Here is a 14014-nt window from a genome sequence, read left to right as displayed (position 1 = left end):
TGCGCCGATCGGGAAAATCGTGTCTGGTTCGGGAGTCCTCTGGCTTGCTTCCCGGTCGCCCGCAGAGTATGTTGTTATTTTGACGCCAAAATAAAACTTCTGCAGATGGGAAACCGAACCGGATGAAAATCGAACGCATCGAGACACTGGTGTGTCACGCCCGGATGAGAAACTGGGTGTTTGTGAAAGTGATCACCGATCAGCCTGGACTGTTCGGCTGGGGTGAAGCGACACTGGAGTGGCACACGCGGGGGATCGTGGGGACGATCGAGGATCTGTCCCAGCTGTTGATCGGCGAAGATCCCCGGCGGGTGGAATATCTGTGGCAGATGATGTGGCGCCAGCACTTCTGGCACGGGAGTGGCGTCACGCGGTCGACGGCGATTGCCGGTATCGATCTGGCGCTGTGGGACATCCTGGGGAAGATTCACGGCGTGCCCTGTCATCAGTTGTGGGGCGGCCCGGTGCGGGATTACATCCGGCTGTACTGTCATCTGGGGGGCGGCAATATGGAGTCGTTCTACCAGACGTCGACCGACAACGCGGCCCAGTTCGCAGAGCTGGCGCAGCAGGCGGTCGCGGACGGGTTCACGGCGTTCAAGTCGATGGCGGTGCCTCCCACGATGCCGATTGAAGGTCTGAAGCCTGTCAAAGCGGCTGATGACTGCGTTGCAGCGATGCGGGAAGCGGTGGGAGACGAGATCGACATCATGGTGGACTGCCATGCCCGCCCTTCACCGGCGATGGGGCTACAGTTCGCGCAGGCACTGGACCCGTATGGACTGTATTTCTTCGAAGAGCCGTGCTGGCCGGAATCGATCGAGAGCCTGGCGCGGATCAACGCCGCGGTGACGACGCCGATCGCGACGGGAGAGCGTTTGACGCATCTGGCGGCGTTCCGGGATCTGTTCGAAAAGCGGGGCTGCGAGATCTGTCAGCTGGACCTGACTCATTGTGGCGGGTTCACGGAAGCGCGGCGGATCGCAGCGCTGGCAGACGCGCACCGAATTGCGTTGGCGCCACATAATCCACAGGGGCCGGTGAGTACGGCGGCTTCGCTGGAGTTTGGATTTTCGCAGCCGAGCTACATCATCTGTGAGTCGGTGCACGAGGACGTACCCTGGCGTCAGGATGTGGTCGAGGAAGGTTTCGAGATTGATCCTGCGACGCGAACGGTGAAGCCGAACACTAAGCCGGGCCTGGGGATTTCGATCAACGAGGAAGAGGTCAAAAAGCATCCGTTCGAACAGGAGACGGTGCAGCGGGTCTTCTACCAGGACGGGGCCATCGGCGACTGGTAAGCCAAAGCAGGTCAACACAGCGGACGATTCAAACTGGCAGCAGCGCTCCATCGGAAAGCAGAGGCGAAGATGAATGAACGAGCTTTAGCAGCGAAAACAGAGGCGTTCTTTCGGGGACGGATCGGAGTGGCGACGGTGGACATCACCCCGCCGGTGGGGATCTATGCCCGGAACTGGGGAGCCGCGAAACACGACGTGGCGGACTGGATCCATCGCAAACTGACATTGAACGCGCTGGTACTCTGCGAAACCGATTCTCAGCAGCCGGCGGTGTTTCTGGATGGGGACCTGGGATGGTGGCGCTCGCTGCCGACGTTTCGCCGGTTTCAGTCAAGGTTGCTGGAGGCGCTCAAACTGGATGAGGCTTCGCTGATCTTCGGCGTCACGCACACGCATGCGTCGCCTCCGTTGACGGACCCCGATCCCGATCTGCCGGCGAGTGACATGCTGGCGGAGTTCCTGGAGCAGGTCTACGAAGCGTCGGTCAAGGTCACGCTGCAGGCGATGAAAAACGCGACCGAGGCGGTGGTGGAATGGAAGACCGGACGCTGCGAACTGGCGGGGATGCGGGATCTGTCCGACCCGGACGGGGAGCGATTGATCTGCGGCTGGAATCCTGATGAGCCCGCTGACGATACGCTGGTGGTCGGACGAATCAGCGATCTGGAGGGCGGGCTGCAGGCGGTGATCGTGAATTACGCCTGTCATCCGACGACGCTGGCGTGGGAGAACACGGCGATCTCGCCCGATTATCCCGGTGCGATGCGCGAGACGATTCAGAAGACGTTGGGGGTCCCTGCCCTGTTCATGCAGGGGGCATCGGGAGAGCTCGCGCCGCGGTATCAGTACGTGGGCGATCCTACGGTGGCGGATCGTCACGGGAGACAACTCGCGTATGCGGCACTGGCAACGCTGGAGAACATGGATCCTCCAGGCACGCGTCTGGCTTACAAGGGCGTAATGGAATCAGGCGCACCGCTGGCGGTGTGGAAGCATGCCCTGGTGACGCCGGTGAGTCTGTTGAAACGGAAGAAAGTCACCGTGGAGATGCAGATCAAAGACTGGCCGACCGCGGATGAACTGGAGCAGCAGCGACAGGCATGTACGGACCGGGCGCTGGAGGAACGTCTCAGGCGCAGGCGGAATATTCGTCGCGGGATCGGAGACGGCGATACTTTAGAGCTGCCGATCTGGGTCTGGCGAATGGGGGATACGATATTGGTAGGAAGCCCGACCGAAGCGTATTCGATTCTGCAACGAACGTTGCGAGAGCGGTTTCCCGAGCGGACGATTGTCTGTCTGAACCTGATCAATGGAACGACCGGTTACCTGACTCCGGAGGAACTGTATGACCTGGATCTGTACCAGGTGTGGCAGACGCCGTTTGCCCGAGGCGGACTGGAAAAGTTGATCGCGGGGATGACCGAGGCGATTGAAGAGATCATCCAGGACTGAGCGACGATAAGAGACGCGACCTGAAAATTTGAAACTGACAGACTTAGCAGAAAGAACAGATCCATGGCCGGAATGATTCGAGGAGTGCTGCCGGTACTGCATACGCCGCTCCTGGAGGATGAGACGATCGATCGGGACGCTTTGGCGCGGGAGATCGACTGGTGTTATGAAGTGGGAGCAGACGGTGTCTGTGGGGCGATGGTTTCGGAGGTACTGCGTCTGACCTATGAGGAGCGCGGGGAACTCACGCGGCTGATGGCAGAACTGTCAAAAGGACGCGGCGTGGTCGTCGCCAGCGTGGGAGCGGAGAGCACGCGTCAGGCACTGGTCTATGCACGACAGGCTGAAGAGGAAGGCTGCGACGCGGTGATGGCGATCCCCCCGGTGACGACGGCGATTCCAGAAGCGGCGCTGTGGGATTATTTCGCGACGATCGCACGCGAGTGTGCCCTGCCCCTGATTGTACAGGATGCGTCTTCTTATGTGGGGAACGCGATTTCCATCGACTTTTATCGTCGACTGCTGGATGAGTTCGGAGCGGAAAAAATCCGGTTCAAGCCGGAAGCGTCTCCCATTGGTCCGAACCTGTCGGCACTCCGCGATGCGACCGCAGGGCAGGCATTGATCTATGACGGTTCGGGCGGAATCCTGCTGGTGGACGCGTATCGGCGGGGAATTACGGGGACGATGCCGGGGGTGGATCTGCTGGATGGGATCGTGGCGCTGTGGAATGCGCTGCGGGCCGGAGATGACCGGGCGACGTATCGGATTTCGTTTCCGATCAGTGCGCTGGTGGCGCTGCAGTTACAGGCGGGGCTCGATGGGTTTCTGGCGATTGAGAAATACCTGCTGGTGAAGCGGGGAATCTTTACTTCGGCGCAGCGCTGCACGCCGCATGCGTGGGATCTGGATGAAGAAACACAGGCGGAAGTGGATCGACTGTTTGATCTATTGATGCAGGCGTTAGCAGACGAGTAAGACACTCCAGCCGAGAGGGACGATCTCTGTGACTGATCAGGATGAGCCGAAACTGACTTCGTATGGAACACCGACGCGTGCCCGCTTTATGGTACTGACACTATTGTGTCTGGTGGCAGCGGTGGCTTACATCAGCCGGAATGCGATTTCGGTGCCCGCCAAACTGATCCAGGAAGAGCTTGATATCACTCAGACGCAGATGGGCTGGGTGATGAGTGCCTTTTTCTGGAGCTACGCGCTGTCACAGATTCCGAGTGGCTGGATTGCCCATGTGTGGGGAACGCGACGATCGCTGACCGCGTTTGCCGTCCTGTGGTCAATTGCAACGGCGCTGACCGGAATGGTAACCGGGTTCTGGATGCTGATTGGCGTGCGGTTGATCTTTGGGATTTCGCAGGCGGGGATCTTTCCCTGTTGTGCTAGTACGATTTCGAAGTGGTTGCCCCATGCCCGACGCGGTCTGGCCAGTGGTCTGCTGGGCAGTTTCATGTCAATCGGCAGTGCCTTTGGTGCATTCAGCATCGGTTTGCTGCTGGCGGGGATTCATGTTGGAGGCATTGATATACCCGGGGTTTCCTGGCGGACGATTATGTATCTCTGCGCGGTGCCGAGCTTTATGTGGGCGGTCGTGTTTTACTACTGGTTCCGTGATCGTCCTGAAGATCACCCGGCGGTGAATCCGGCCGAGTTGCATCTCATTCGCGGGGATGAGCCGGAGACGCCAACAGAAGAGACGAAATCGGTTCCAAAGGAAACACACGCCGATCCGACACCCTGGGGGCAGATCCTGACCAGCTTTTCGATGTGGATGATCTGTGGGCAGCAGTTTTTCCGGGCGGCAGGGAATATTTTCTATATGACGTGGTTTCCCGTCTATCTGCAGAAGGCGCGGGATATCAGCCTGGCCTCTTCCGGCATTTTGACCAGTCTTCCGCTGCTGACGTTCGTGGTGGGGAATTTTCTGGGGGGGATCGTGGTGGATCTGGTGCTGCAACGAACCGGGAGCCGTCGCTGGAGTCGGCAGGGAGTCGCGATAGTCGCCATGCTGGGCTGCGGGCTGTGTACGCTGTGTGCCTATTTTGTGAAAGAGATGAATCTGGCGATGACACTGATTTCGATCAGTATGTTCTTCGCGGGGCTGGGGGGCGCCTGCGGTTACACGGTGACGATCGATAAAGGGGGCCAGCATGTGGCGCCGATCTTCGGGATGATGAATATGATGGGCAATCTGGGAGCCGCCCTGCTCCCGGTTGTGGTAGGGGCGATGTTTGATGCGGGCCGGTATGAATCAGTGCTGATTCTGATGGCGGGCATTTATGTGAGTGCCGCGTTGTGCTGGATGCTGCTCAATCCGAATGGAACCGTATTTAAAGAAAAACGGGAAGCAGCACAGACGTAAAAAAAACTCTGACCGGCAACACCGATCAGAGCGAGTTGGTTCTCCTGCGGAGGCATCTGCCAGTCAGTTCTGCAGACTCCAGTAGATGACATAGGCACCGACGAAGATGGTGTAGCAGAAGGTGAAGACCATCATCTTGGTGAGAAAACGCCCTGCTTTGGCGTCTTCCGAAGCCATGGTTTCGATTTCTGACTCGGTGTAAGGCAGTTCCTGTTTAGCGGGTTCGTTCATCTTGTCAGCTTTACTGTTGAATGGAGTGAGTGAGGTTGGTTATTTACTCTCCAGCAGTTCCTTGAGCAGGTTGCTGTGAGGGTATGGATGGCCGCAGTGTTGTACGAAGGCTTCGCCGTATTTTACACCGATCTGTTCGCCACGGGAAGCGGACCAACGCTCGGTGCCATCAAGATATTCGTCCAGGCCATGCTGTTTTCTTAACCAGGCCCGCTGGCTTTCGTGACAGGCCAGCATTTTAATCTTAAGATCAAAAGTTTCAGAAATATCGATGATAAACTGTGGTTCGATCGGGTTACCAAAATAATCGCAACCTTCGATCGGATCAACATAATACAGATGCGGAATTTTTTCCGTGGGCGGAGCCGGCTGAATTTCGTGAGTGGTGTAGTTGGGCGCTGACGCACCAAAACAGGCATCTCGCACGAGACGACTGGTCATTTCGTGATCGCTCATGTAGTCGACTGGGGGAGCCGTTAAGACGATGTCCGGCCGGGCTTTGCGCACTGCTTCAGTGACCCGCCGGCGGGATTCGTTGTCGACAATGATCGCGAGGTCCCGAAATTCGAGGCACATGTAGTCTGCCCCGAGCATGTCAGCTGCTTTCTGGGCTTCGGCTCGACGGACGTTGGCAATTTCAACCGGTCCCATTTCTGCACTGCCACAATCGCCGGCGGTCATGGTGGCCATGGTAATATGACATCCCAGGTTTTTCAGCCGGGCCAAAGTACCCGCACACTGGATTTCGATATCGTCTGGATGGGCGTGAATCGCAAGAATTCGCAGAGATTCTGCCTGATTTGCCATGAAAATTTCTTTCTCTCTGTATTTAGGTCTAACAATTGGTAGTGAGCTTTTCGTGGAGATAGTTATAATAAACATTGATTAAAAAAGCACGTATACGGGGCTAGTGTTCGTGTGACTATATTTTTTGAGTTGTCCCGGCTGGCGCGAAGCTTTATCGTGATTCAGTTAGCAACTTGCATCTGGAGTTCTTTTCTTAACGGATCAATATTGTCTGATGGCCACTGATATCTCACGCTCTGCACGCATCACACCGAAATCCAAATTTGTCAGGCACACGAAAGTCCCTACTCAGATTTTCGAGACCTCTTCCGATCTGGCGAAGTTTGTAGCCTCTGTTGTTGCGGATCTGGTTCGCAAAAAGAATGAACAGAATATCCCAGCGGTCCTGGGACTACCGACCGGTTCGACTCCGTTGGGCGTCTATCGCGAACTGATCCGGATGCATAACGAAGAAGGCCTGGATTTCTCGAACGTGATCACGTTCAACCTGGATGAATACTGGCCCATGGATCCGGACTCGATCCACAGCTATCACAAGTTCATGCATGAGAATTTCTTCGATCATGTGAATGTGAAACAGGAAAATATTCATATCCCCCGTGGTGATATTGCCGCTGAAGACGTAGACATTTTCTGTGAAGAGTATGAGCGTCTGATCGAGAGTTACGGTGGTCTGGACCTACAACTACTGGGTATTGGTCGCTCCGGTCATATCGGGTTCAACGAGCCGGGAAGTGCGCGAAACAGTCTGACGCGACTGGTCAACCTCGATCCAATTACCCGTCGCGATGCCGCCAGCGGCTTCTTTGGCGAAGACAACGTGCCCCATCATGCGATTACGATGGGGGTCGGAAGTATTCTCTCGGCTAAGAAGATTATCATCATGGCGCTGGGAGAGCATAAGGCGTCGGTGGTCAAGCGGGCCGCGGAAATGGAAGTCACTGATGAGGTTTCCGCCAGCTTCCTGCAGACACATGCTAATTCTTTATTCGCGGTCGATAGTGCCGCAGCCGCTGAATTGACTGCGGTGAAAACTCCCTGGATCGTCGGAAATATTGAGTGGAACTCCCAATTGGAGAAGAAAGCCGTCATCTGGCTCTCCAACGAAGTTGGCAAGCCTCTTCTGAAACTGGAAACTGACGATTTCCTGCACAACCACCTGCACCAGCTGATCCACAAGTACGGTTCCGTGGCTCAGATTCGTCAACGGGTATTCGACGGACTCCTGGAAGGCATCTGCACCCGGCCTGCGGGGACCGAGCCCCAGCGGGTGATCGTCTTCAGCCCCCATCCGGACGATGATGTGATTTCGATGGGCGGGACTTTAATCACGCTGGCTGATCAGGGGCATGAAGTTTATATCGCCTACATGACCAGTGGAAATATCGCCGTATTCGATCACGATGCTTTGCGGCACCTGGATTTCGTGCATGAATTCCACAAACTGTTCCATGCCGATGACACCAAGGTTCTGTCCCACATCGAAGCCTTGAAAGAGAGCATCGCCAGCAAGAATGCGGGTGACCTGGATAATGCCGAGATGCTGGGAATCAAAGGACTGATCCGCAAAACAGAGGCGACTGCGGGCGCCCAGGCAGCCGGAGTACCGGAAGAACATCTGCGTTTCCTGGACCTTCCCTTCTACAACACGGGACAAGTTTCTAAGAAGCCGATTGGCGAAGATGACATTGCGATCGTCGCCGATCTGTTACGCGAAGTACGGCCGCACCAGATTTATGTGGCTGGAGACCTGTCCGATCCGCATGGTACGCACCGCGTCTGTGCCGAAGCGGTGATCAATGCCGTGGATGTGGTTAAGTCTGAAGAAATCACTCCCGAATTCTGGATGTACCGTGGTGCCTGGGAAGAGTACGAACCGCACGAAATTGAGCGAGCTGTTCCGCTGAGTCCTGAAGTCGTCCTGCGAAAACGGGAAGCGATCTTCAAGCATGAGTCACAGAAGGACAGTGCTTTTTACCCGGGAAGCGATAAACGTGAATTCTGGGTGCGTGCTGAGGACCGAACCCGCAATACGGCAAAGATTTACAATCAGCTGGGCCTGCCCGAATACTTTGCGATTGAAGCATTCAAGCAGTATCACGGTGAGCTCTAAGGCAGTCTGCGCAGGAAGGCGAGTTTGACAGCTGCTCCCTGGAAAGGGATTGCTGACAGGAAACCTGCTTTAAAACGGACGTGGATTGTAATTTTTTCCACCTTCGTCTTGCCTTCAAAGTGGATTTTGTCGTAAAACACGCCCCATTCAGTGTTTTGACTTTCGATAATGCCGAGGGAACGGCTCAGTTCTGAATCCGAAATACCCCGTCCCCGGTTCGACAGATACTACCGACTCTCAAAGGAAGGAGAGCCCCAGATCATGAGGCATCGACACGGTATCATGATGATAGCAGCGGGCCTGTTATCGCTGACTCAATTTGGTTGTGGTGGCGGAGATTCCCCTGCTCCACAGACGGCGGACAATAAACTGGACGGCAAGCTGGAAGCGGCTCCGGCCGATGCAAAACCTCTCCAGAAAACGCCGAGTGCCAAAATCACTCAGGTTTCACAAACCGGTCCTGCACTCAAGCCAAATGCAAATGCGATTCAGACGGCAAGCCTGGAACGTGATAAACGCGATATGGACGATCTGGATGGTGACGATGAGTCACTGGCCGATGAGGAAGTCAAGATTTCCGAGCTGAAGGAAGGTTCCGCCGAATGGAACGTACGCGAGATCACGCGTCTGCGTGTACTGGCCCTGCCGAAAACTGACAACGTTGAAGAACTGAAGCAGGCCCGTGCCGCCCGCAATCAGAAAATCATTCAACTGGCGATGGAAGCTGTAAAGCAGACACACGCTGACAAAGAAAAACAGCGGTTGTTTACCGTCTGTATCCGACATCTGCTGGATGCCCATTTACAGATGGCATTGCAGGGAGATCAGGAAAGTATCGACGCTCTGTATGATCATTCCGAGTCTCTTTATAAACGCGATCCGAATTCTCCTTCCGCTGCGGAAGCTGGCTTCACCGTCGCGAAATTTGCGAATACCAGTGCACAGCGTTTTGCGCAGCAGGACCCGCGCTGGATTGAAGAGTTCGTCAAGCAGGCTCGTCTGTTCGCCACCCGTTTTCCCCAGGAAAATATCCGGGCACCACAGATGTTGCAGGCCGCTGCAGAAACCTGTCAGCTGTACGGTTTGAATCAGTCAGCCCTGGACTGCTGTCTCGATCTGGAAACCAGGTTCCCCAAAAGCAATGAGACCGCACAGGTCGCCGGACTGTCTCGTCGTCTGAAGCTGAAAGGACAGCCGATTCAGCTGGCCGGAGAGACCATTGAAGGTGGTTATGTCTCCATCGACGATTACAAAGGGAGCGTGGTGCTGGTCGTGTTCTGGTCGACAACTGCCAAACCCTTTATTGAACAGCTGCCTGAGATCCAGGCCCTCTCCAAGAAGTACCGCAAATACGGTTTTGAAATCGTAGGCGTCAACCTGGACCTGGAGGAACCAGCCATCGATGCTTTCCAGGAGAAGTCACCACTCGACTGGCGTCAGATCTTCTACTCAGCTCGTGACAAGCGGGGCTGGAACAACCCGGCCGCACTGCACTACGGCGTACGTAGTGTGCCAATGATGATGCTGGTGGATCACACGGGGATTACCGAAGTGGTTACTTCCGATGTGAAACTGCTGGAAGAACCTCTGCGATCACTGCTGAGAAAGAAAACACAGGCGAGTGCCCAGTAGCATCTCTCAAGCTTATTAAAACACAAAACTCCGCAGGCTCGTTAAAGCCTGCGGAGTTTTTTTACGGATGTCGCAAAAGCCTCGCTTAAGGCAGTGCACCAGCAGGCTGGAACTTCTGAAGCCGCTCGCCGACCACTTTGCTATCCGGCATGAGGGTTCCCATCACCGATGCCAGTGCAGTATTCAACTTGGGATCTTTGGCTGCCTGGTAGGCTTTCTGCAGTGCCGAGATCTGCATGGTATCGATCATCAGTCCAAACTTCTGGATATGGAACGCCAGCTGTAATGCGGAGATTTCACGCACGTCTGCTTCAAAGGTCGGAGTCGTAATCACCTGCACCAGGTCTTCCTGTGCCGTGCGGGTGGGGATTCCACCCAGTGTGATCAGGGCGTTCGATGCCAGACTGCGGTCGGAAACCAGGTCCAGCAGAGGCTGCTCAGCCTGTTTCAGATCATAAATGTTCGTTCGCTGGCTGGAAGCGATGTGTGACAGCCAGTACAAGGCTGCCGCCCGGTACTCGGAGCGAAGTTCGCCGGTGAGTTCGGGGGTTTTCAGTCCCTCCAGAAACGGCTTGAGTTGTGAGCCGATATCGTCTGTGTTTTCTGATTCGACCATATACTTGACCAGCGGATAATAGCGTGTCGAGTATTCAATCTTGTTCTGCAGGCGTAGCGGGCCATAGATGATGATTGGGATATTTGCAGTCCGGGAATCGGCTCTCAAGTTGGCGATGGTTTGAGAGAGCCCCCAGCGTGCAATGTTATATTCCAGCGCGATGAATTCGACATCCATGCGATCGGTGGCGGCTTTGAAACCGGCCATGCCTGTTTGAACTGGCGTGGTTTCATATCCCAGCTCGTGGAACACACCCGCCATGGTCTGTCCCCGGGGAATGCTGCTGTCGACCACGATCGCAGCCTGTGTGCCCTCGCCCCGCAGAGCGCGGGTCAGGATGCTGATTACGCGGTTGGCTCCCGGGAAAGGTTTTGCCGGGTCAAGCTGCAGAATCGCTGTAGCAGCGGCAAACTGTACCCGTCGATCGGGGTAATTCAGGGCGGCGATCAGAGATGAGTGCTTGTCGAGCTGTTCGTGCAGCAGTGTGCGCGAACCGATCTGACCCAGAGCCTTGAGGGCGGCGAGAGCACTGGGAGTATGCCCCTGTTTCATCGCCAGGGCCAGCACACGGCTGACTGCAGAGGGACCGGAAAGCAGGGCCAGGTTGAAGGTCGTGCCGGGGCCTTCGGGTAATGGCTGATTCCAGCCAACCTGGTATGCTTCAAGGGCGAGCGCCATTGCCAGATAGAGTGTTTGTACGTCCTGTTTGTCCGGAGACATTTCCAGAGCTTCTTTGGCCAGTCGGAGTCCTTCAATCAGGTTGACTTCCTGGGCGGGGAGTTCCTTCTTGACGACCGTCTGAGCCGCATTGTCCCAGACCCAGATGGACTGGGTTTCTGATTTCGCTTCATGTTTCTGGTACAGGTTGAGGGCCGCATTTTTCAGTACAAGCTGCGCTTCATGGCGATTCAGCTCATAGGTCTTGCGGGGGTTCTTACCCAGGATCTTGGCCAGTGCCAAGCGGGCCGCCACTTGAACGCTTTGCGGCTGGCTCTGGGAAAAAGCGGGATTCCAGAGGTAGAGGGCATCAGTCGGTCGGGCAAGATCGCCGAGAACGTCTGCTGCGATTTTACGAATTTTCTCCTGTGGTGCCCGCAGGGCTGCAATCAGTGGCGGAACGACAGGATCACCAAGCTGAGTCAGGGCAAATGTCAGTTCGTCATTTCGTGCCGGGTCCTGGCTCTGGCTCAGTTGCTTGAGAATTGGAGGAGCAACAATCTCACCAGCCGATTTGAGCTGAATGATGGCAATGTCCCGTTCCGTAGGCGTTCCCGAAAGTGCATCGATCAGAGAGTTAATCCGGGAGGGATCTGTGGCATACGCCCTGAAGGCGGATTCCATTTTCTTTAACAGGGTGATCGACTCGGGTTGCAGTTTCTTGTTATTAGCCAGGCGGAGAAAAGCAGCAGGACCGTACTTGTCACGGAGCTTCAGGATCAGTTCATCGTCTGGATTGCCTTTCAGCAACTGGTCCAGATACGCTTTGGCGGAAGCCGCATGCCCCAGGTCTGTCAGCTGCACCACAGCCTGCATCAGCTGTTCGGGGGTCTCAGGCTTGGAGAGCAGCAGATCATCGGCAGTCAGGCCGGTAGCCGTTGTTGTTTCAGGAGTTGTGGCCGGTGGTGGTTCTTGAGACCAGACGGAAGAAGGCGTACTCAAAGCGCAGAGAAATACCAGAGCAATTAATGCCAGGATCCGGTTATTTAAAGACATTCAGTCGACTCCGTGTCGTCGTGGTTGTCGGCTATTCATGGCGGCTATCGAGACAGAGCCTGAGCAGGCACTGTCGAACTGATAGATAGAATATCTCTCAGCGAGATGATAGTAACAGTTTTAATATACTATTCTTATCACCTTACCCAAAACAACATAATTCAATTATTTCAATAGACTCTTCACAGAAATCTGTTGTCTGGTATTCGTATGGACATATTCTCCACGGCAGCTTCTGTATCAAGTATCATCGTTTCTGACGGCGATAACGGTTCAATCGAAGGAAGCGGAGCCCCCCTGCTTTCCTGCTCTCAGCGCAGCAAAGCAGGCATGAACCCGATAACTGTTATAACCCGACCACCGGAATCTGGTCTTCTGAACAGATTGGGAAGTTGAGTCGGGGAACCCATTTGAAGCTTAAGCCTGTTCGAGCGCGATCAGCTCTTCGTAGGTTTCGCGACGGCGAATAACCTGATAGTCGCTGCCATCCACCAGTATTTCTGCACTACGGGGGCGGGCATTGTAGTTGCTGCTCATCACAGAACCATACGCACCCGCGCTGAACATGCAGAGATAGTCGCCCCGTTCCATGGGAGGCAGATAGCGATCTTTGGCGAAATAATCGCAGGACTCGCAAACCGGACCCACGACGTCTGCAGGCTCGCAGCCTGCGATTTCGCCTTCACAGTCAAAGGGCATGGGCACCTTGGGTTTGACGGGCCAGACGCGATGATAGGAGTCATACATCGCGGGGCGGACGAGATCGGTCATGCCGCCATCCTGGATATAGAACAACTTGCCCCCTTCCCGCTTGGTGAAGACGATCTGGCTGACCAGGATGCCTGAGTTTCCGGCGATGAAACGTCCGGGTTCCAGAGCCAGACGACAGCCGATCTCCTTGATTGTAGGAACGATCACGTCGGCATAAGTCTGTGCGGAAGGGCCTTCATCCGTTTTGTAGCTGATCCCAAAACCACCACCCAGATTCATCCAGTTGGTGTTATGGCCTTTATCCCGCAGCTGCTGAATGACTTCAGCTCCCTTTTTAACCGCTTTGGCATACGGATCGGTCGAAAGGATCGGCGAACCAAGGTGCATATGGATGCCGGTCAGCTCGAGACGATCATCTTTGAGAACCTTATCTGCCAGTTCGGTGGCCCGTTCGATGTCCATACCGAACTTGTTGCCCTTTTTACCGGTCGTGGTTTTGTGGTGTGTTTTCGCATCGATATCAGGGTTGAGACGCAGTGCGACCCGACCGACGCAGCCCAACTCTCCCGCGATGGCAGCGATCGCATCCAGTTCGGCTTCACTCTCAACATCGAACATCAGAATATCGGCTTGGAGAGCCTGGCGGATTTCTTCGTCCGTCTTACCAACTCCCGCGAAGACCACACGTGTCGTGTCTGCACCAGCCTGTTTTACCCGGAACAGTTCCCCACCGGAAACGACGTCGAAACTGCTGCCGGCGTCGTTCATGGTCTTGAGAATGCTCAGGTTGCCATTCGCTTTGACGGAGTAGCAGATGACCGGATCGACTTCGGCGAACGCATCCTGAATCTCTTTTAACCGTCCCAGGAAAGCTGATTTGGAGTAGATCCAGAGCGGAGTTCCAAATTCTTCTGCCAGTTGGGCAACAGGGACATTTTCACAGAACAGTTCATCGTTTTGGTAATGAAAGGCGGTCATTGCGTAACTTTCACGAGGCTAAAATCATCGTAAACAGAAAGAAAATCAACGCGCGAAGCAGCGAAGACGAAACAGGTGGC

General features: G+C 55.2%; 10 protein-coding genes. 6 read left to right on the top strand and 4 right to left on the bottom strand.

Annotated elements, in window-relative coordinates; translation table 11 throughout:
* The first annotated feature begins 122 nt into the window (after positions 1-122).
* The 4 genes from F1728_RS03165 (at position 123) to F1728_RS03150 (ending at position 5133) form a co-directional block, all read left to right on the top strand.
* Positions 123-1301 (top strand): enolase C-terminal domain-like protein, encoded by a 1179-nt coding sequence (locus F1728_RS03165; RefSeq protein ID WP_155362862.1) that lies wholly within the window; start codon positions 123-125, stop codon positions 1299-1301.
* A gap of 69 nt (positions 1302-1370) precedes the next feature.
* On the top strand, positions 1371-2756 hold the full coding sequence (locus F1728_RS03160; RefSeq protein WP_155362861.1) for an alkaline ceramidase: 1386 nt from the start codon (positions 1371-1373) through the stop codon (positions 2754-2756).
* 63 nt (positions 2757-2819) lie between these two features.
* The gene (locus F1728_RS03155) at positions 2820-3734 is read left to right on the top strand and encodes a dihydrodipicolinate synthase family protein (RefSeq protein WP_155362860.1); all 915 of its coding nucleotides are present in this window, start codon (positions 2820-2822) and stop codon (positions 3732-3734) included.
* Positions 3735-3762: 28 nt separating this feature from the next.
* Positions 3763-5133 (top strand): MFS transporter, encoded by a 1371-nt coding sequence (locus tag F1728_RS03150; protein WP_155362859.1) that lies wholly within the window; start codon positions 3763-3765, stop codon positions 5131-5133.
* A gap of 63 nt (positions 5134-5196) precedes the next feature.
* Here the strand turns inward: F1728_RS03150 and F1728_RS03145 are convergent, their stop codons facing one another.
* Together F1728_RS03145 and F1728_RS03140 are read right to left on the bottom strand one after the other, a co-directional pair.
* Positions 5197-5364 (bottom strand): hypothetical protein, encoded by a 168-nt coding sequence (locus F1728_RS03145; protein ID WP_155362858.1) that lies wholly within the window; start codon positions 5362-5364, stop codon positions 5197-5199.
* Positions 5365-5403: 39 nt separating this feature from the next.
* The gene (locus F1728_RS03140; protein WP_145039822.1) at positions 5404-6171 is read right to left on the bottom strand and encodes a PIG-L deacetylase family protein; all 768 of its coding nucleotides are present in this window, start codon (positions 6169-6171) and stop codon (positions 5404-5406) included.
* Between the two features lie 214 nt (positions 6172-6385).
* Between F1728_RS03140 and nagB the strand changes: the two genes are divergently transcribed.
* Both nagB and F1728_RS03130 read left to right on the top strand, forming a co-directional pair.
* Entirely contained in the window at positions 6386-8284 is a 1899-nt protein-coding gene (nagB, locus tag F1728_RS03135; protein WP_155362857.1) for a glucosamine-6-phosphate deaminase, read from the top strand.
* Positions 8285-8545: 261 nt separating this feature from the next.
* Positions 8546-9916 carry a TlpA disulfide reductase family protein gene (locus tag F1728_RS03130; RefSeq protein WP_194242662.1) on the top strand — a complete coding sequence of 457 codons (1371 nt, stop codon included), beginning with the start codon at positions 8546-8548 and terminating at the stop codon, positions 9914-9916.
* An 85-nt stretch (positions 9917-10001) separates the two neighbouring features.
* On the opposite strand, the gene F1728_RS03125 is transcribed toward F1728_RS03130, so the two are convergent.
* A complete protein-coding gene (locus tag F1728_RS03125; protein WP_155362855.1) occupies positions 10002-12245 on the bottom strand; it encodes a HEAT repeat domain-containing protein in 2244 nt (747 codons plus the stop codon).
* Positions 12246-12662: 417 nt separating this feature from the next.
* Complete coding sequence (lysA, locus tag F1728_RS03120) at positions 12663-13934, bottom strand: diaminopimelate decarboxylase (protein ID WP_145039834.1); 1272 nt, start codon at positions 13932-13934, stop codon at positions 12663-12665.
* Positions 13935-14014: the final 80 nt, after the last annotated feature.

The sequence above is a fragment of the Gimesia benthica genome, assembly GCF_009720525.1.
GTDB classification, from domain to species: domain Bacteria; phylum Planctomycetota; class Planctomycetia; order Planctomycetales; family Planctomycetaceae; genus Gimesia; species Gimesia benthica.
The sequence above is the reverse complement of the archived record's forward strand: the minus strand, read 5'-3'. Positions and strand labels throughout refer to the sequence as shown.